Source organism: Streptomyces sp. DH12 (genome assembly GCF_020873895.1).
Classification (GTDB): domain Bacteria; phylum Actinomycetota; class Actinomycetes; order Streptomycetales; family Streptomycetaceae; genus Streptomyces.
Window position 1 is genome coordinate 22,961 of the sequence record NZ_JAHWGT010000022.1, and the last position, 18,884, is coordinate 41,844.

12 protein-coding genes are annotated in these 18,884 nt (G+C 76.1%); 4 read left to right on the forward strand and 8 right to left on the reverse strand.

Annotated elements, in window-relative coordinates:
* Nucleotides 1–9: 9 nt before the first annotated feature.
* A complete protein-coding gene (gene eccB, locus LPA54_RS20860) occupies nucleotides 10–1,542 on the reverse strand; it encodes a type VII secretion protein EccB (protein ID WP_228980029.1) in 1,533 nt (510 codons plus the stop codon).
* A gap of 185 nt (nucleotides 1,543–1,727) precedes the next feature.
* On the opposite strand from eccB, the gene eccE reads away from it, so the two are divergent.
* The 4 genes from eccE (at nucleotide 1,728) to LPA54_RS20880 (ending at nucleotide 8,023) form a co-directional block, all read left to right on the forward strand.
* Nucleotides 1,728–3,110, forward strand: coding sequence for a type VII secretion protein EccE (gene eccE / locus LPA54_RS20865; RefSeq protein WP_228980032.1), 1,383 nt, complete (start codon nucleotides 1,728–1,730; stop codon nucleotides 3,108–3,110).
* Complete coding sequence (locus LPA54_RS20870) at nucleotides 3,110–3,826, forward strand: hypothetical protein (protein WP_228980033.1); 717 nt, start codon at nucleotides 3,110–3,112, stop codon at nucleotides 3,824–3,826. Before eccE ends, LPA54_RS20870 begins: the two co-directional genes overlap by 1 nt.
* A gap of 327 nt (nucleotides 3,827–4,153) precedes the next feature.
* Nucleotides 4,154–4,387, forward strand: coding sequence for a DUF397 domain-containing protein (locus tag LPA54_RS20875; RefSeq protein WP_168437561.1), 234 nt, complete (start codon nucleotides 4,154–4,156; stop codon nucleotides 4,385–4,387).
* A gap of 474 nt (nucleotides 4,388–4,861) precedes the next feature.
* The gene (locus tag LPA54_RS20880) at nucleotides 4,862–8,023 is read left to right on the forward strand and encodes an SCO5717 family growth-regulating ATPase (protein ID WP_228980035.1); all 3,162 of its coding nucleotides are present in this window, start codon (nucleotides 4,862–4,864) and stop codon (nucleotides 8,021–8,023) included.
* A gap of 132 nt (nucleotides 8,024–8,155) precedes the next feature.
* Here LPA54_RS20880 and LPA54_RS20885 read toward each other — a convergent pair whose 3' ends face one another.
* From LPA54_RS20885 to LPA54_RS20915, 7 genes are all read right to left on the reverse strand, one after another.
* Complete coding sequence (locus LPA54_RS20885; protein WP_228980039.1) at nucleotides 8,156–9,112, reverse strand: bifunctional riboflavin kinase/FAD synthetase; 957 nt, start codon at nucleotides 9,110–9,112, stop codon at nucleotides 8,156–8,158.
* Between the two features lie 45 nt (nucleotides 9,113–9,157).
* A complete protein-coding gene (locus LPA54_RS20890; RefSeq protein WP_228980041.1) occupies nucleotides 9,158–13,153 on the reverse strand; it encodes a serine protease in 3,996 nt (1,331 codons plus the stop codon).
* 303 nt (nucleotides 13,154–13,456) lie between these two features.
* Complete coding sequence (truB, locus tag LPA54_RS20895; RefSeq protein WP_228980043.1) at nucleotides 13,457–14,359, reverse strand: tRNA pseudouridine(55) synthase TruB; 903 nt, start codon at nucleotides 14,357–14,359, stop codon at nucleotides 13,457–13,459.
* On the reverse strand, nucleotides 14,356–14,838 hold the full coding sequence (gene rbfA, locus LPA54_RS20900; RefSeq protein ID WP_228980044.1) for a 30S ribosome-binding factor RbfA: 483 nt from the start codon (nucleotides 14,836–14,838) through the stop codon (nucleotides 14,356–14,358). The genes truB and rbfA overlap by 4 nt, the downstream gene beginning before the upstream one ends.
* Before the next feature lie 27 nt (nucleotides 14,839–14,865).
* Complete coding sequence (locus tag LPA54_RS20905; RefSeq protein WP_058943802.1) at nucleotides 14,866–15,159, reverse strand: DUF503 domain-containing protein; 294 nt, start codon at nucleotides 15,157–15,159, stop codon at nucleotides 14,866–14,868.
* Between the two features lie 152 nt (nucleotides 15,160–15,311).
* Nucleotides 15,312–18,395 (reverse strand): translation initiation factor IF-2, encoded by a 3,084-nt coding sequence (infB, locus tag LPA54_RS42680; protein WP_228980047.1) that lies wholly within the window; start codon nucleotides 18,393–18,395, stop codon nucleotides 15,312–15,314.
* Nucleotides 18,396–18,547: 152 nt separating this feature from the next.
* The gene (locus LPA54_RS20915; RefSeq protein ID WP_228980048.1) at nucleotides 18,548–18,826 is read right to left on the reverse strand and encodes a YlxR family protein; all 279 of its coding nucleotides are present in this window, start codon (nucleotides 18,824–18,826) and stop codon (nucleotides 18,548–18,550) included.
* Nucleotides 18,827–18,884 lie beyond the last annotated feature (58 nt).

Genomic DNA, 18,884 nt, shown 5'->3' on the forward strand with positions numbered 1-18,884 from the left:
CCTCCGGTCTCACGAGCCCTGCGGCTGGCGCGCCGCGGACGTCGACAGGCGGGGGCCGGTGGGCAGGAACGCGGACCAGGCCGCCGGTACGGGCACCGGGGCGACGTCCTTGTAACCGAGCCGGTTCTGCGCCTGCTGCGCCTCCAGCAGCCGCGCCCTCTTCTCCTCGTCGGAGCCGGAGGAGCCGATGCCGGAGTCTCCGGCGGAGCTGTCGCCGTTGGACTGCATCGCGTACCGCAGCCCGGTGTCGGTGACGAGGAACAGGAAACCGGTGTCGGTGCGGGAGCCGGTGAACTGGCGGAAGAGCTGGCCCGCGCCGGGCGTGACGTACGCGCTGCTGGAGCCGGTGGGCAGCGGCGCCGGGAAGTCCTCGCCGGCCCAGGTGGCGAGCGTGGTGGAGCCGTCGTCCTCGTCCACCTCATGCAGGACGTTGCAGACGGTGTTGCGGCTGCCCTCGCCCGTGCCGGCGGAGTTGACGGCGCGGGGGGCGGCCCGCGGCCACTTCTTGTCCTGGTTGAACGCCTCGCCCGGCACGAAGGCGCCGGGGCTGACCGACGCCGCCTGCCCGTCCTGGCCGAGTTCGACCAGGTCGCGGCTGGCCAGCAGCAGTTTCGCCGTGAAGTCCGAGACGGGCGCCACCCGGCCCGGCAGGACGACGTAACTCTGCTTCTTCGTGCCGTCGACCGCGGTGAGCACCATGCCCACCTTGTCGAGGTCGTCGTCCAGTCCGCCGGGCGCGCCCGCGGGGGCGCCCGGGCGTCCGTCGACGGTGGGGAAGGTGATCTCGTCGCCCTTGTGGAGGGTGTCCAGCCACGCCGCGGAGACGCGCTGCGGGACGCGGCCCTGACCGACGAGCTGGCGCAGCAGCAGCTCGTTCGTGCCGACCGGGTAAGCGGTGCCGCCGGCGTCGACGATGTAGCGCGTGCGGTCCGGGGCGGGGCCCTCCACGTACAGGAGGTCGCCCCCGGCGAGGCGCTCGTCGCCCTCGGTGCGGTCCCGCTCCCGCTCGGCGAAGACGAACGCGGCCTTCTGGATGGCGCGTCCGCCCTCCACGGGGCGTTCGCACACGGCCCACCGCTTCGCGGCGCCGGCCTCCTTCGGGTCGGGGAGCCGGTCGGGCGCGTACGGGATGCCGAGGGTGGCGCCGTGCGGGATCTTGCCGCTGTCGAGCACGGACTCGTCGACCTTGATGACCGTGCCCTTGTCGGGGAGGAGCAGGAGCTTCGCGGACGCCATGTTGAGGACGGGGTGGAGCTGGGTCGTCTTGCCGGTCTTCAGGACCACGTAGCGGGTCGTGGACTTGCTGGCGATGATGACGTTCTCACCGGGCTTGTCCCAGTTCTTGGGGGCGACCGGACGGAACATGCCCCACGCGCCGAACACGGCGAGGACGACGACACCGACGATGGTCCCGGGCAGCACCGCGCGCAGGGGGCGGGGCGCGCCCTCCTCGGAACCGCTGGCGTTGGGCTGGAGGAATTGGGCGACGAGTCTCCGCTTCGCGAAGGTGTAGGCGTTGAGTTCGTCCCGGCGCGATGCCATGTGTCCGCTGTCCCTCTCCCCGCTGGGCTGCCGCGTTCCCCTTGGCCGCCAAGGGGCGGCCTCCGTCGTTACCGCCCCCCTACTATGCCTGCTGGCGGTGGGCCGCCTCTGCTCAGGTAGGGTGATCGCCCGGTCAACGGCCGTAGGGAATTCGGCTTTTACGGACACGAGGGGGCAACGCGGCGATGGGTACGGGGACGCGTGCGCGCACGAGGCGGTCCGGCGAGGCACGCCCGGCCCGTTCCCGGCGGCAACGCAGCAACGCCCACCAGGCCGGCGGCACCCGCCCGGCCCCGTCCGCCCCGGCCGCGCCCGGTGGTGACGGCCCGCCCGGCGGCCCGGTGCCGGCCCCGCGCCCGCTGTCGCGGGTGGGACGCGTCGGACCGTTCCAGCTGCGTCAGCTGGTACTGGTGGAGCTCGCCCTGGCGCTCGCCGCGGTCGGGGTCGCGCTGGGCGGCATGTGGATGGTCCTCACGAGTGTCGTCGCCGTCGTGCTGCTGCTGGTCGCCGTGGCGCGCCGGCGCGGCCAGGCGCTGCAGGACTGGGCGGCGACGGCGCTGGCGCTGCGCGCCCGCCGCCGGGCAGCGGAGCCGGCCGCCGCGGACGCGGACCCGTCGCTCGCACCGATCGCGGAGGGCCTGCCGGGCTTCCGCCCCTTCCCGTACGTCGACCGGAAGCGGCGCACCGTCGGCATGCTCGGGGACGGTTCGTTCCTGACGGCGGTCGTGCGCGTCGAGGCGAGCGGCGCGGCGCCGCGGCCCGCGTTCGGCGCGCGGTCGCTGCCGCTGTCCCTGCTGGGCGGGGCGCTGGAGGTCGACGACATCGTGCTGGAGTCGGTGCAGCTGGTGCAGCAGGTGCGGTCCGCCCCGGCGCCGCACCTGCCGCAGCAGGCCGTGGCCCGCCTCTCGTACGTCCCCCTCCAGGAGCGCACCGGGGCGCCCGCCCTGCGGATGACGTGGGTGGCGCTGAAGCTGGACCCGGAGCGCTGCCGGGAGGCCATCGAGGCGCGCGGCGGCGGGGTCGAGGGAGCGCAGCGGTGCCTGGTGCGCGCGGCCGACCACGTGGCGAGCAGGATCACGGGCGCCGGTTTCGAGGCGGTCGTGCTGGACCAGGAGGAGTTGAACTCCACGATGGCGACGGCGGCCTGCGCGAGCCCCCGCCTCGCGGCCCGCGCCCACCGCCCGGACGCCACTCCGCAGCGCCGCACGGTCGAGACGGCCCGCGTCTGGCGGTGCGACGACCGCTGGCACACCACGTACGCGGTCGGCCGCTGGCCCGACCTGGGCCCGGGCGGTGCGGGCACCCCGCTGGCCGGTCTGGTGTCGCTGCTCACCGCGACGCCCGCCCACGCGACGACGTTCAGCCTCGCCCTGCACCGCGGCGCGCGGCAGGGCGCCGTGGACGTGGCCGGGTACGTCCGGATCACCGGCGGTTCGGACACCGAGCTGATCGGGGTGCGCCGGGCGTTGGAGCAGGCCGCGCGGTCGGCGAAGGTGGGGCTGGTGCGGCTCGACCGCGAGCAGCTGCCCGGAGTGGTGGCGACGCTGCCGCTGGGAGGGACGCAGTGATGTTCACAGCACGTGGGCGACACGCCCCGCGCGGGCTGATCGGCCCCCGCCACGCCGGTCACCGCGTGGCCGTGGAGGGCCTGGAGGCGCTGTCCCTGCCCGTCGGCGACGACGGCGTGGTGATAGGGGACGACGCCGAGGGCAACCCGCGCATCGTCGGCTTCCACCGCTCCACGCCGTACGACGTGCTGCTCATCGGCGGCCTGTGGACGGCGCAGGTGCTGGCGCTCCGCGCGGCCGGCACGGGCGCGCGGGTCGCGGTCGAGACGGGCCGGGCGCAGGCGTGGACGGCGCTGGCGCACGCGGCGGGCGCGGGCCTGGAGTGCGTGACGCTGCACGACGTGGGCCGCGTGCCGCCGATGGGCGCCACGGTCGGCAGCCCGGTCGTGGTGGTCCGCGACTGCGGCATGCGTCCGCCGCGCGGCCGGGTGGTGTCCTCGCCCTGGCAGTCGGTGCTGACACTGCTGCCGTACCTGAGCCCCGTCGCGCCCCGGCTCATGCGGGCCGCGACGCTCGTGGGCGTCCAGCGGGTCTCCCCGCAGGAGGCGGAGCAGATCGGCCGCATACTCGGCCTGGCGCGGGCCGAGTACGAGGCCCTGCCGACGCTCGCCGACGGGGTGACCCTGTGGTGCGCGGGCCGGGAGCGGCACTGGGTGATGACGGGCGCGACCGACGCCGAGACGGGATTGCTGGGCGTGGCCCGCCGCATGGACTGACCGTCGGGGCGGGGCGGGTGGCGGCCCGCGCGGGGTTCGCGACGGCCCGTGGTGAGCGACGGCCCGTGGTGAGCGACGGCCCGTGGTGAACGACGGCCCGTGGTGAACGACGGCCCGTGTTGAGCGTCGGCCCGTGGTGAGCGACCGCCCCTGGCGGGTGCCCCCGCTTTAGGGGACGGGATACGGGCCTGTCAAGGCGCCGGACCGGGGGTCGGCCGCGGCCCTAGGATGCCGAAGGACGCGGCGCGGACCGCACGCGCACACGTCCGGGCGGGGGTCCCGACGGGACCGTGTCCGCCCCGACCGTTACCGAAAGGAACTGGAGCGATGGGCAGCGCACAGGAGAAGGACGAGCTGTACGCCCTCGACATCTCCGGGGTCGAGTGGCACGGCGCCCCGGGCACGTCGCCCGACGAGGAGCGCGTCGAGATCGCCCACCTGCCGGGCGGCGCGGTCGCGATGCGCTCGTCGCTGGACCCGGACACGGTGCTGCGCTACACGGAGGCGGAGTGGCGGGCCTTCGTGCTGGGCGCGCGGGACGGGGAGTTCGACCTGAAGTGACCCGCCGCGGCGCGGCGGAACGGACGGGCCCGCCGGCCCCGGGCTCCCGGGGCCGGCGGGCCCCTTCCTTGCGCGCGGTGGGCGGCGCCGGGGCGCCGGAGGTGTGGGGAGCGCGAGGGGCGCGCGGGGCGCGGGAGTGGTCCGTTCGAGACCTGATTGTTGGATAGGTCGCACCGGTGCCCGGTGGCCTGAGCACCCCTCACTTCATGGCTTTTCGACCCCTTTTGGCAGGGGTGGTGTTCACGCAGTGGTGCGAGGGCGTCACATGGCGGTGCGGTCGGGCGGTCGGGGGCCGCCCCGGCGGGCCGACGGCCCTGACACGTGGGCGCCGTCGGCGATTAGGGTGGGAAGGGCCGGCCATGACCCCGCTCGGGCGTGCGGCGCCCAGAGGGGGAGAGCCGGGCTGACGGACGACAGGAACGGTCGCCCACACCCATGACGGCACAAGGGTGCTCGACCCCACCAGGAGGCAACGTGAACGGCGATCGCGACGAGATCCACCGGGGATGGAACGCTCCTCCCGTCGACGATCAGTCGGATGTGGACGCCGCCGAGATGACGGGTGAGTTCACCATCGACTACACGCCGCCCGCCTGGTACACGCAGAACGCCGGCGGCGCGGACACGGCGTCGCAGGGTGCCACGCCGCCGCCCCCTCCCCCGCCGCCGACCGGGCAGCCGATTGCCGTTCCCGGGCTGCCGCAGACCGGCGGCTTCCAGCCGTACCCGGCGCCCGCCGCCCCGCCGGTGCCGCCGGACCCCTCCGCCTACCCCGCCCCGCCGGCCCCCGCGCCCGCGCCGCCCTCGGCGCTGGTGCCGGTGCCGGAGCCCACCGCGCCCCCGGCCGAGCCCGTACGGTACGAGCCCTACGGCGGCGGTGACGCGGCGGCCGGGGCGACCATGCGCTTCTCCCCCGCCGCCCTCCGGCCCGACGCGGAGGCGGGGCACCCGGCTCCCGACGCCCCCGACGCCTCCCCTTCCGCCGAGGAGCGGCCCGAGGCGACCGCTCCGGCCGCCGACGACCCCGCCGCGCCGACGGCGGAGGACACCCCGGCCGGCGTGGCCGGTACGGACGCGACGACCGGAGAGGACGGAACGGCCCCGGCGTACCCGGCCGGCGCCGTGACGGACGCCGACGGGACGCCTGACGAGACGCCCGCCGCTGCCACCACCGACGTGCCGCCCGGGACCCCGGACGCTGCCGGCGGCGACGCGGTCCACAGCGATGGCGTACCAGCCGACGGCGGCGCGTCCGACGCGGCACCGGGCGACACCCCGACCACGGACGGCACCCCGGAGCACGGTGCCGCCGGGAGCCACGCCCCGGAGGGCGGTGGCTCCACGGACGGCGGCTCCGCCGACGAACCCGCCCCCGTCCACGGCCCCCGGCAGGACGGCGCCCCCGCGACCGGCGCCGACGCCGCCCCCACCCCGCAGCCGGAACACGAACCGCAGCCGGAGCCCGAACCGCAGGCACAGCCGCAGTCCCAGGCACAGCCGCAGCCGCAGCCGCAGCCGCAGCCCGATGAGGTGGCCGGGCCCGCCGCCGCCGTACCGCCCGCCCAGCCGTGGGCGCCGCAGCCCGATGCGCCCGGCGCTCGGATGCCCGGACTGCCGCCGCTGCCGCCCGCGTTCCAGCCCGCGGCCCCGGCGGCCGCCCCGCAGTGGCCCGCCCAGACACCGCAGGCCCCGCAGCCGCCCGGCGCCGGCCCCTCGGCTCCGTCCGCGCAGGCGCCCGCCGCGTGGCCCGCGTCGCCGCCCGCGCCCGGCGTGCCGCCGCAGCAGCAGCCGTACGCCGCGAACACCGCCGCCCCGCAGGGTGGTCACGGCTTCCCGGCCCCGCACCCCGGCCAGGACCAGGCGAGCCGGCCGGGGCAGTCGGGGCAGCCCCACGGCGGATACGGATTCCCCCAGGCCCACGCTCCCGCCCCGGGGCAACCGCCCGCCGGCTACGGCTTCCCGCACCCCGACACGCAGGCCCACGCCCAGCCCCAGCAGGCCCCGGGCCGGCCCCAGCCGCACCCGCAGCCGCTCCCGCCCCAGGGCCAGGCCCCGCACCAGCCGCCGCAGGCGCCGGCGCCCGGTACCGACCCCCGCACCGGCGCGGCCTGGCCCTCGCCCGTGGCGCACGACCAGCGTCAGCCCTCCGTGCCCGGCGCCCCGCTCGGGTACACCGCGGCCGTCGAGCTCTCCTCGGACCGCCTGCTGCGCAACACCAAGCAGAAGCCGAAGAGCAGCCGCAACCCGGCCGCCGCGTCCCGTTTCAAGCTCGGCGGCAAGAAGGAGGAGGCGGAGCGGCAGCGCAAGCTCCAGCTGATCCGCACGCCCGTCCTGTCCTGCTACCGGATCGCCGTCATCTCCCTCAAGGGCGGCGTCGGCAAGACCACGACGACGACGGCGCTCGGCGCCACCCTCGCCACCGAGCGGCAGGACAAGATCCTGGCGATCGACGCGAACCCGGACGCCGGCACGCTCGGCCGCCGCGTGCGGCGCGAGACCGGCGCCACCATCCGCGACCTCGTGCAGGCGATCCCCTACCTCAACTCCTACATGGACATCCGCCGGTTCACGTCGCAGGCGCCGTCCGGGCTGGAGATCATCGCCAACGACGTGGACCCGGCCGTCTCCACGACGTTCAACGACGCCGACTACCGGCGCGCGATCGACGTCCTCGGCCGGCAGTACCCGGTCATCCTCACGGACTCAGGCACGGGCCTGCTCTACAGCGCCATGCGGGGCGTCCTGGACCTCGCCGACCAGCTGATCATCATCTCGACGCCGTCCGTCGACGGTGCCTCCAGCGCCTCCACCACGCTCGACTGGCTCTCGGCGCACGGGTATGCCGATCTGGTGCAGCGCTCCCTCACGGTCATCTCGGGGGTCCGGGAGACCGGGAAGATGATCAAGGTGGAGGACATCGTCCAGCACTTCGAGACGCGCTGCCGCGGGGTCGTCGTCGTGCCCTTCGACGAGCACCTCGCCGCCGGAGCCGAGGTCGACCTCGACATGATGCGGCCGAAGACGCGGGAGGCGTACTTCCACCTCGCCGCGCTGGTCGCCGAGGACTTCACGCGCGCGCAGCAGGCCCAGGGGCTGTGGACGGGTGACGGCCACGGCGCCCTGCCGCCGCAGATGGCCCCTCCGCTGCCGGGCCACCAGGGCCAGCCCCAGCCCGGCCAGCCGCTGCCCGGCCGGCCCGGCGCGGGGCAGCAGTATCCGGGCCCGCCGGCACCCGCCCCCGGCGGGCCGTACGCCGCACAGCCCTACGGCGGCCCGCCGTCCGCGCCGGTCCAGGGCCAGTCCGCGGCACCGGTCCAGTCGGCGCCGCCCGGCCCCCACGCGCCCGGCCACCCGGGGCCCGCCCCGGCCGGGCAGCCCCTGCCCGGCGGCCCGTACGCACAACAGCCGCCGGTCCCCGGCCAGTTCGCTCCGTACGGGCAACCGGGCGTACCGCCGCAGGGGTGGCAGCAGCCCCCGGCCGACCAGCAGCCCCACGAGGATCAGCAGCCGCACCCGGCCCAGCAGCACCCCGACCGGCCGCAGGCGGAGCCCCACGCCCCGGCCTCCCCGCCCGCGTGGCCTCAACACCCGCAACAGCAGCCGCAGCAGCCCCACCAGGCCCCGCCGCAGCAGTAGCGGCCCCGGCGCGCCAGGGGACGCGCCCCGCCCGAGCGGCGGGGCGCGTCCCGTGCGTCCGGTGCGTCCGGTGCACGACCGAGGGCCCGCACCGTCAGCACGGTGCGGGCCCTCGGTCGTGCGTGTGTGGCGTCAAGGCGCCGCGTCGTACCCGCCGGTGAGGTCGCGGCAGCGCTTCACGTCGTCGCCGATCGCCTCCAGCAGCGCCTCGATCGACGCGAACTTGCGCTGGCCGCGCACGTACGCGAGGAAGTCGACCGCCACGTGCAGCCCGTACAGGTCGAGCCCGACGCGGTCGATGGCGTACGCCTCGACGGTCCGCTCCGTCCCGTCGAACTGCGGGTTGGTGCCGACGGAAATCGCCGCCGGCATCCGCTCGCCGTCGGCGGTCAGCCAGCCCGCGTAGACGCCGTCGGCGGGGATCGCGGTGTGCGGCAGGGTCTCGACGTTGGCCGTCGGGTAGCCGAGTTCGCGGCCGCGCTGCGCGCCGCGGACGACCACGCCCTCGACGCGGTGCGGGCGGCCCAGGATCTCGGCGGCGCCCGCCACGTCGCCCTCGGCGACCAGACGGCGGGTCAGCGTGGAGGAGAACGGCTGTCCGCCGCCCGCCTCGCCCGTGACGTACAGGTCGACGACCTCGACCTCGTAGTCGTACGTCCCGCCCAGCTCGGTGAGGTAGTCGACGGTGCCGGCGGCGCGGTGGCCGAAGCGGAAGTTGGGCCCCTCGACGACGACGCGCGCGTGCAGCTTGTCGACGAGGACCTTCACGATGAAGTCCGCCGGGGACAGCTTCGAGAACTCGGCGGTGAACGGGAGGACCAACACCGCGTCGACGCCGAGCTCCGCCATCAGCTCGGCCCGCCGGTGGTGGGGGGCGAGCAGCGGCGGGTGGCTGCCGGGACGGACGACCTCCGAGGGGTGCGGGTCGAAGGTGACGACCACCGCCGACACGCCCAGTTCGCGGGCGCGCTCCACGGCCCGCCCGATGATCAGCTGGTGTCCGCGGTGGACGCCGTCGTAGGAACCGATGGTGACGACGCTGCGCCCCCAGTCCTGGGGAATCTCCTCCAAGCCTCGCCAGCGCTGCACTGTGACCGCTCCTCGCCCGAACCCGAACCCGTGTACGTCATTACGTCATGACCGATACGCAGGTCTAAGGGTGCCATGCCCGCGCGGTCCGTCCGGCATCGGCATCGCCGCCGGTACGCGCGCGGCCACGGCGGCGGGCCGCGCGGCGGGGCCGGGTGCGGCGAGCCGCTCGACCGCGCGCCGGGCGGCGGGGCCGACGACGGAGGCCCAGCCGCGCGGGTCGCGGGCGGTCCAGCCGCTCATGAGGACGGCGAAGCCCGGCACGTCCCGGGCCAGCTCCGTCAGGACCCGGTCCAGGTGGGCGGCGCCGTCGGCCGTCCGGACCAGCAGCCGGGCGGCGCGCAGGACCAGCTCGCGGGTGCGGGCCTCCGGGCGCCCGGCGGCGCCGAAGGCCGCGGCCCGCAGGACCGTGTCGGGGACGGCGGGGTCGTGGCGGTCGTCGTGCGAGAGGTCCAGGAGCACGTCGAGCAGGTCGTCGCGCAGCGGGCGCGATCCGGGCGTGCCGGGCGCGGCCAGGACGCGGGTGAGGGCCGCGCGCGCCTCGGCGGGGCGTCCGCGCAGCAGGTCGGCGACGAGCGGGAAGAGCACGGCGCGGGCGGCGGGCCCCCGTTCGAGGCGCCGGTCGACGTAGGCGGCGGCGTGCGCGGCCCCCGCGGGGTGGCGGTCGGCGTACTCGCGCACCAGGGCGGCGGCGCGGCGGGCGAGGGCGGGGGCGCGGACGTCGGCGAGCGCGGCCAGCACGTCGGCGGCCGCGGTCGGGTCGGCGTCGCGCAGCCGGGCGCGGAAGGCCGCGAGGACCGGTTCGGGGTGGGTGGTGAGCGCCCCGGCGAGGGCGTGGGCGCTCACCCCCGCCCCGCCGGCGCGGAACGCGGCCAGCGCCTGCGGCAGATGGGCGGCGCGGCTGTGCGGGTCGCGCAGCAGGACCGTGAGGGCGGCGCCGTGGAGGTGCCCGTCGTCGGGGCGGGCGAGCAGGGCGAGGGCCGCGTACCGCAGGAGTTCCCGGTCGGTACCGCGGGTGACGCGCTCGGCGAGGAGCCGTCCGTACGAGGCCGCCGCGGCGCGTCGGGCCGGGCGGACGTCGTCGTGGGCCCAGCGGTCGACGGCGCGGCACAGGGCGGACGGCTCGTCGTCGGCGAGGCCGGCGAGGAGTTCGTCGGCGCGCGGGTGGGCGGTGGTGACGAGCGCCTCGCACAGGTCGTCGACGGCCAGGTCGCGGTGGGTGTGCAGGAGCGCCTGGGCGACACCGGCGACGGTCGGCCGGAGGCGGGAGCCGGGTTCGGCGGGCAGGGGCCGCTCGTCGGTGAACCAGCGGCACAGCAGCGGCTGGACGCCGCGCGGATCGGCGGAGAGCCGCCGCGCGACGGCCTCCAGGTGACGGGGCCTGCGCGGGCCTCCGGGCGGGCCGTCGGCGGGGAGGAGGCGCCGCAGCAGGTCGAGGAGCTCGTCCTCGGAGAGACGCAGCCGCTCCCAGAACCAGGGGCCGAAGCCGTCGTCGGGGCCGGCCGCGGCGGGCCGCGCCGCGAGGCGGGCGGCGAGCAGCCGCAGCACGCCGGTGTACGGGCGGGCGTCCGGCACGCCGAGGAGCGTGCCCCGCAGCAGCCGTGTCCGCCACCAGGCGGCCTCCGGGGTGGCCGCGTCGCCGTCCACGAGCCGCCGCAACCGCACCGCCAGGGCGGACGGGCCCCGGTCCCGCTCCAGGTGCAGCAGGGCGTGGAGCACGGTACCGAGTCGGTGGTGCGGCACCGGCCCGCCGGCGGGCGTACGGGTGCCGGGGACGACGGCGACGCACCCGGACGTCGTGACGGGCCCCGGCGCCACGCCCTGCCCCGTCGGCACGGCCCGGTCCGGCGGCGCGGCGTGGGTGTCCGGGCGACACGGCAGCCGGCCGGGGGGCGTCGGGTGGGCGGCGCCCTTCGGTACGAGTACGTCCAGCGCGGCGTCGACGTCGACGTGGGCGCCCTGGATCCAGTCCGCGAACTCCCCGTGGAGGAAGCGGTACCCGCCTCCCGCCGGGACGAGCAACCCCTCGGCGAGCGCGGCCGACGCCCAGCTGGTCCCCCAGGGGAACAGCTCCTCGAAGGAGGCCCGGTCCAGCTCGCCGTGGCCGGACACCAGGCAGCGGCGAGCGGCCTGGTGGACGCGGTCGGCGACCCTGGCGGCGAGCCCCCGCACGTCCGGCGCGGACAGCGGCGGCCGGCAACCGGCGGCGATGCGCCCGGCGACACGCAGGCACAGCAGGTCGTGGTGGGCGGCGAGGACGTCGGCCCTGGTGGGCCGTTCCGGTACGGCTCCGGGCAGCAGCGCCCGCACCTCCGCGAGGAGGCGCAGGGTCAGGGGGTGGCGGGCGTCGGCCTCCGCGAGGCAGCCCGCGGGCAGCCCGTACCGCTGGTGGGCCTCCTCGGCCTCGCGGTCGGTCAGGTCGCCCAGGAGCACCGCGCCGGACAGGCGCCCGGCGGTCCCGCCGGGCCGGTCCGGGGCGTCGGGCCCGTCGGGTCTGTCGGGCCGGTGGAGGCTGCCGGGCGGGTACAGGGGTGCCGCCGCCTCCCAGTGCTCGGGGCGGCAGGCGACGACGAGCCGCGCCCCGTGCGCGCGCAGCCAGCGGACCGTGGCGGCGGTCCAGGCGGGCAGCCGGTGGGCGAGGGGCGGCGGCATCTCCTCGGGGGCGTCGAGCAGCACGACCAGCGGTCGGCCCGCGTCCCGGGCGAGCGCTGCGACCCGCCGCGCCACCTCGTCCAGGGCGTCGCCGCCCGCCCCGGGGTAGGCGCTCCAGTCGCCGTGGGCCGCGGCGACGGCGCGCCCGGCGCCGCCGAGGGCCCGCCCCACCGCGTCCCCGAGGGAGGCGTCGCCGGGGCGGAGGTCGGCACCGCGCAGCCACACCGTCGGCTCGGGCGGGTCGCCCGCACCGCGCCGCCGGGCCAGCGCGGCCAGCTCGGTGGTGCGCCCGGTGCCGGGCTCCCCGACGAGCCCGCAGACGACCGCCCGGCCCGGACCGGTGTCGCGGCCGGGGACGGCATCGCGGCCCGGACCGGCGCCGTGGTCCGGGCGGGCGCCGTGGTCCGGGCGAGCGCCGTGGTCCGGGCGGGCGCCGGGACCGGCACCGCCATCCGGACCTGCGCCGCTCCCCGGACCCGCGCCACAGTCGGGACCTGCGGCACAGTCGGGGCCTGCGGCATCCGGCACCGGGGGCCTGGGACCGGCCACCCCGTCCCCCGCCCCTCCCCCGACCCCGGCTCCGGGGTCGGCTCCGGCTACGGGGTCGGCGGCGGCGTGGCCCGGGCCGGCGAACCGGTCGAGCCGGCGTACGACGGCGGCCCGTGCGACGGGCTCGACCGCCACCGTCCCGCCCGTCCCGCCGCCACCGGCGGGCAGGGTGCCCGCGGCCAGTTCCAGGGCGCCCGCGAGATTGAGCGCGGGCCCGTACGCCGGGACCGTCGCGGCGTTGCGGCGGAGGAGGTCGGCGAGGGGCCCGCCCGGTGTCCGGGCGGCGGCCTCGGCGAGGGGCACGGCGAGCGCCGCCGCGCGGTGGTCGGTGTGCAGGGCCGTGGCCAGCACACCGACCACCGTGCCGGTCGCGGCGTCCAGGACGGGTCCGCCCGCCGCCGCGCCACCGCGCCGCATCGCCTCGCTGCCGTCGGTGCCGATGGCCAGTTCGAGGACCCCCTCGACGGTGGGGAACCCCTCGGTCGCCGTGTAGAGGGCCCGTGTGGTGCCGAGGACGCGCGCCTCGCGCCAGCCGTGGGCGTGGACCCGTACGTACGCGCCGGCGTCGGGCGGCGGGCGGTCGGCGACGGCGAGGGGGCGGACGCCGAGGCCGTCGGTGCGGACGAGGGCGAGGGCCTGCGCGGGGAGGGCCGTCACGGCACCGGCCGCGGCGGCGCACTCCCGCCCGTCGGGCCCGCGCACCACGATCCGTTCGAGGCCGTCGACGGCCTCGTGGGCGGTGACCACCGTGCCGCGGGCGTCGGCGACGAAGCCGGTGCCCCGCGTCCGGCCGGCTTGATCACAGATGAGTACCAGCGTCGCCCCGTCAGCGCGTCCCATGGGTCGACCGTAGGACCGGGGTGATCAACCGGTGAAGGTCGTCGCTCGAACGCGCCCCCGAGTACCCCCGCCGTTCACTCCGAGCGCCCGCCCGACTGGGTGAATACGCGTACTGGCGCGGAAAGAGTCCCTGTGGGGGGGCGCGGGGCGGCCGGCCGCCGAGGGCGGACGCCCGCCCCGCGGTGCCGGGCCTCCCGCGCGGACGGCCCGGTACGGACCGGCCGCCGAGCCCCCCACGGCGCTCCCGTACCCCCCGGGGGCCGCCGGCGCCCCGGGGCGAGCCCGACGGGCGGGCCAGACGGCTCAGCCGAAGACGGCCACGCTCTTCGCCTTGCCGCCGCGCTCCTCCACCAGGGCCAGGAAACGCCCGTCCGGTCCGAAGACGGCGACGGGTCCCCTCGTCCCGTGGGCGGGCATGTCGATGCGCACGCCGTTGAGCAGCAGCTTCGCGCGCCGCTCGTCGACTTCCCAGCGCGGGAACGCGGCGCCCGCCGCGTCGGCGATCGGCATGACCGCGAGGTCCTGCTGGTGCTGGTCGAGGGTGCGCGCGGCGTCCAGCCCGTACGGGCCGACCCGGGTGCGGCGCAGCGCGGTGAGGTGCCCGCCGACGCCGAGGTCGGCGCCGACGTCACGGGCGAGCGCCCGGATGTAGGTGCCGGACGAGCAGACGACGGAGACGACGAGGTCGACGACGGGCGTGCCGTCGTCGGCGACGGCGTCGCGCATGTCGTGGACGGTGAACTGCGAGACGGTCACCGGGCGGGCGGGGATGTCGAACTCCTCGCCGCCGCGGACGCGGGCGTACGACCGCTTGCCGTCGATCTTGATGGCGCTGACCTTCGACGGCACCTGCATGATGTCGCCGGTCAGCTTGGCCACGGCGGCGTCGACGGCGTCACGGGTGACCCGGGAGGCGTCGGTCGACGAGGTCGTCTCGCCCTCGGCGTCGTCGGTGACCGTGTTCTGGCCGAGCCGGATCGTGCCGAGGTACTCCTTCTCCGTCAGCGCGAGGTGGCCCAGGAGTTTGGTGGCCCGCTCGACGCCGAGGACGAGGACGCCGGTCGCCATGGGGTCCAGCGTGCCGGCGTGGCCGACGCGGCGGGTGCGGGCGATGCCGCGCATCTTGGCGACGACGTCGTGCGAGGTGAAGCCCGACGGCTTGTCGACGATGACGAGGCCGTCGGGCACAGGTGTGGTGCTGCTCATCGGGCGCCGGTGCCGTCCTCGTCGTCCTCGGGCCCGTCCTCGGCGTCGTCGGCGTCGTCGTCCTCGGGCTTGCGGTACGGGTCGGCCTCGCCGGCGTACGTCTTGCCCGTGGAGACCTCGCGCACCTCGGCGTCCTTCGCGCGCGCCTTGTCGAGGAGGTCCTCGATGGTGCGGGCGTTGTCCGGGAGGGCGTCCGGGACGAACGTCAGCGTCGGGGTGAAGCGGACGCCGGTCTGGCGGCCCACCTCGGAGCGCAGGACGCCCTTGGCGGACTCCAGCGCCGCCGCGGACGCGGCACGCTCCTCCTCGTCGCCGTAGACCGTGTAGAAGACCGTGGCCTCCCGCAGGTCGCCGGTGACCCGGGCGTCCGTGATGGTCACGAATCCCAGCCGCGGATCCTTGATTCGCCGGTCCAGGGTCTCCGCGACCACGACCTGGATGCGATCGGCCAGCTTGCGGGCCCGCGCGTTGTCGGCCACCGGTCCGTCTCCTCTTCCGTCTTGCGTTCACTCTTCGTCGGTGTGCAGCCGCCGCCGTACGGACAGCAGCTCCACCTCGGGCCGGGCGGCGACGAGGCGCTCACACCGGTCCAGTACCCCCGTGAGGTGCCCGACGTCCCCGGAGACCAACGCGATGCCGATCTCGGCCCTGCGATGGAGGTTCTGGTTGCCGGTCTCCGCCACGCTCACCGCGAACTTCCGCTGGAGCTCGGCGACGATCGGCCGGACGACGGAGCGCTTCTCCTTCAGCGACCGTACGTCGCCGAGAAGCAGGTCGAAGGACAGCGTCCCCACATACATGCGTGCCCGGATGTCCCGCCGGTTCGGGTTCGACGGTCCCCGCCGCGAACCGGCGGGGACAGCTGAACCGTACACGCAGCGGCCGGGGCCGATCGACGGAAATACTTCCGCCGACCGGCCCCGGGTACCGCTCGTCAGTCGCGTCGGCCGTGTCAGCCGCGCGGCTTCTCGCGCATCTCGTACGTCGCGATGACGTCGTCGACCTTGATGTCGTTGAAGTTGCCGAGGTTGATACCGCCCTCGAACCCTTCGCGGATCTCGGTGACGTCGTCCTTGAAGCGACGCAGACCCTCGATGTTGAGGCTCTCCGCGACGACCTTGCCGTCGCGCAGGAGGCGCGCCTTGGTGTTGCGCTTGACCAGGCCGGAGCGGATGAGGACACCCGCGATGTTGCCCAGCTTGGACGAGCGGAAGACCTCGCGGATCTCCGCCGTACCGAGCTCGACCTCTTCGTACTCCGGCTTGAGCAGACCCTTGAGGGCCGCCTCGATCTCCTCGATGGCCTGGTAGATCACCGAGTAGTAGCGGACGTCGACGCCCTCGCGCTCCGCCATCTGCGCGGCACGGCCGGCCGCGCGGACGTTGAAGCCGATGACGATGGCGTCGGAGCCCATCGCCAGGTCGATGTCGGACTCGGTGACCGCACCCACACCGCGGTGCAGGACCCGGATGTCGACCTCTTCGCCGACGTCGAGCTGGAGCAGCGAGGACTCGAGGGCCTCCACCGAACCGGACGCGTCGCCCTTGATGATGAGGTTGAGTTCCTGGATCTGACCGGCCTTGAGCACCTTGTCGAGGTCCTCGAGGGACACCCGGCGGACGCGCTTGGCGAAGGCGGCGTTGCGCTCCCGCGCGGCGCGCTTCTCGGCGATCTGGCGGGCCGTGCGGTCCTCGTCGACGACGAGGAAGTTGTCGCCGGCACCCGGGACGTTGGTGAGGCCCAGGACCAGGACGGGAGTCGACGGGGTCGCCTCCTCGACGTTGTTGCCCTTGTCGTCGAGCATCGCCCGGACGCGGCCGTACGCGTCGCCGACGACCATCGTGTCGCCGACCCGCAGCGTGCCTCGCTGGACGAGGACGGTCGCCACGGCGCCGCGGCCGCGGTCGAGGTGGGACTCGATCGCGATGCCCTGCGCGTCCTGCTCCGGGTTGGCCCGCAGGTCGAGCGAGGCGTCCGCCGTGAGGATCACGGCCTCCAGCAGGGAGTCGATGTTCAGACCCTGCTTGGCGGAGATGTCGACGAACATCGTGTCGCCGCCGTACTCCTCGGCGACCAGGCCGTACTCGGTCAGCTGACCGCGCACCTTGACCGGGTCGGCGCCCTCGACGTCGATCTTGTTGACCGCGACCACGATCGGCACGTCGGCCGCCTTGGCGTGGTTCAGCGCCTCGATCGTCTGGGGCATCACACCGTCGTTCGCCGCCACCACGAGGATCGCGATGTCGGTGGACTTGGCACCGCGGGCACGCATGGCGGTGAACGCCTCGTGACCCGGGGTGTCGATGAAGGTGATCTTGCGCTCTTCGTCGTTGACCTGGGTCGCGACCTGGTAGGCACCGATGTGCTGGGTGATGCCGCCGGCCTCGCCCGCGATGACGTTCGTCTTGCGGATCGCGTCGAGCAGTCGGGTCTTTCCGTGGTCGACGTGACCCATGACGGTGACGACCGGCGGACGCGGCGCGAGGTACTCCTCGCCGCCCTCGTCCTCGCCCCACTCGAGGTCGAAGGACTCGAGCAGCTCGCGGTCCTCCTCCTCCGGGGAGACGATCTGAACGGTGTAGTTCATCTCGTCGCCGAGGAGCTGCAGCGTCTCGTCGGAGACGGACTGCGTGGCCGTGACCATCTCGCCGAGGTTCATCATGACCGCGACGAGCGACGCCGGGTTGGCGTTGATCTTCTCCGCGAAGTCGGTGAGGGACGCACCGCGCGACAGGCGGACGGGCTCGCCGTTGCCGCGGGGCAGCATCACGCCGCCCACGGACGGGGCCTGCATGGCCTCGTACTCCTGGCGCCTCTGACGCTTCGACTTGCGACCGCGACGGGCGGGACCGCCCGGACGGCCGAACGCACCCTGCGTGCCACCGCGGCCGCCGGGGCCGCCGGGGCGACCACCGAAGCCGGGACGGCCGCCGAAGCCGCCGCCGCCACCCGGGGCACCGGGACGACCGCCGCCGCCACCGCCACCACCGGGGCGACCGGCGAAGCCGCCGCCGCCACCGCCGCCACCGGGACGGCCGGCGAAGCCGCCGCCGCCACCGCCGGGACGACCGGGACCGCCGGGACGACCGCCGGTCGCGGGACCGCGGCCGGCGGGGCCGGGGCGCGGGCCGGCAGCGGGACGCTGCGGCATCATGCCCGGGTTCGGGCGGTTGCCGGCGGGGCCGCCACCCGGGCGCGGGGCCTGGGGACGCGGCATGGAGCCGGGGGTGGGACGCGGGCCGCCGGGGCCGGCCTGGGGACGCGGGCCGCCCTGGCCGGGGGCCTGCGGACGCGGGCCGCCGGGGGCGCCGGCGCCACCGGGACGCGGGGCGCCGCCGGGACGGGGCGCCTGCGGGCGCGCCATGCCGGTGGAGCCGCCGGAGGTGAAGGGGTTGTTGCCCGGACGCGGGCCGGCCGGACGGCCACCCGGACGGGCGGCCTGCTGGCCGGGGCGCGGGGCGCCGGGGCGTGCGCCGCCCTGGCCCTGGCCCTGGGCCTGGCCCTGGCCGGACGCCTGGGGGCGAGCGGCGGGACGGGGACCCGGGGTGGCACCGGGCCGGGAACCGGCGGCGGGAGCCGACGGCGGCGCGGTGAACTCGGGCTTGGACGGGGCCGGAGCCGCCGGGGCCGCCTTGGGGGCCGGGGCGGGCTTGGGACCCGGGGTCGGACGCGGGCCGGCGGCCGGCGTCGCGGGCTTCTCGGCGGCCGCGGGCTTCGGCGCGGGGGCGCCGGGCTTCGGGGCGGCCGGACGTGCCGCCTGCGCCGGGGAGGGCGCGGCGGGCTTGGCAGACGTGGGGGCACCCTCGCGCTTGGCGGGGGCGGGGGGGGCGGCCTTGCGGGGCGCCCCGGGCTTCGCAGCGGACTTGCCGGCGGAGCCGGGTCCCTGCAAAGCGTCGGTCAACTTGCGGACAACCGGCGCCTCGATCGTCGAAGACGCCGAACGCACGAATTCACCGAGTTCCTGGAGCTTGGCCATGACGACCTTGCTCTCCACACCGAACTCCTTGGCGAGTTCGTATACCCGGACCTTAGCCACTTCGCTCCTTTGAGGTCCGGGTTACCGCCGGACCGTCGCTACTTCATGGGCGTACTCATCGCGTACTCATCGAGTGCTCATCGCAATCTCGACCTACTTCCAACTCGCGAGGTACCTGACCGCACGGGTTCACCCCGTGCCGTACTTCTTTCTTACGGTGTCGCCTGCTCGACGTATCGGCGGACGTCCGCGGTGTCGAGCGGACCCTGGACCCGGAGGGACCGGGGGAACGCCCGGCGGCGGACCGCCAGATCGAGACAGGACCGGACGGGATGCACGTAGACACCCCGACCGGGCAGCGTACCGCGAGGATCGGGGGCACACTCACCTCCGACCGCCACGATGCGCAGCAGATCGGTCTTGGCCGCCCGCTCCCGGCATCCCACACAGGTTCGCTCAGGGCATGCGCGGGCATGCGTCCGGCCAGACACGCTTAAGTCTACCTCCCCGCACCGACCTCACCCCTTTGGGGCAAGAATCGAACGGATG

Bases quoted from the DNA above. Each gene is read 5' to 3' on its own strand.
- eccB (WP_228980029.1), bottom strand. From the start codon at position 1,542: ATGGCATCGCGCCGGGACGAACTCAACGCCTACACCTTCGCGAAGCGG.
- eccE (WP_228980032.1), top strand. From the start codon at position 1,728: ATGGGTACGGGGACGCGTGCGCGCACGAGGCGGTCCGGCGAGGCACGC.
- LPA54_RS20870 (WP_228980033.1), top strand. From the start codon at position 3,110: ATGTTCACAGCACGTGGGCGACACGCCCCGCGCGGGCTGATCGGCCCC.
- LPA54_RS20875 (WP_168437561.1), top strand. From the start codon at position 4,154: ATGGGCAGCGCACAGGAGAAGGACGAGCTGTACGCCCTCGACATCTCC.
- LPA54_RS20890 (WP_228980041.1), bottom strand. From the start codon at position 13,153: ATGGGACGCGCTGACGGGGCGACGCTGGTACTCATCTGTGATCAAGCC.
- truB (WP_228980043.1), bottom strand. From the start codon at position 14,359: ATGAGCAGCACCACACCTGTGCCCGACGGCCTCGTCATCGTCGACAAG.
- LPA54_RS20905 (WP_058943802.1), bottom strand. From the start codon at position 15,159: ATGTATGTGGGGACGCTGTCCTTCGACCTGCTTCTCGGCGACGTACGG.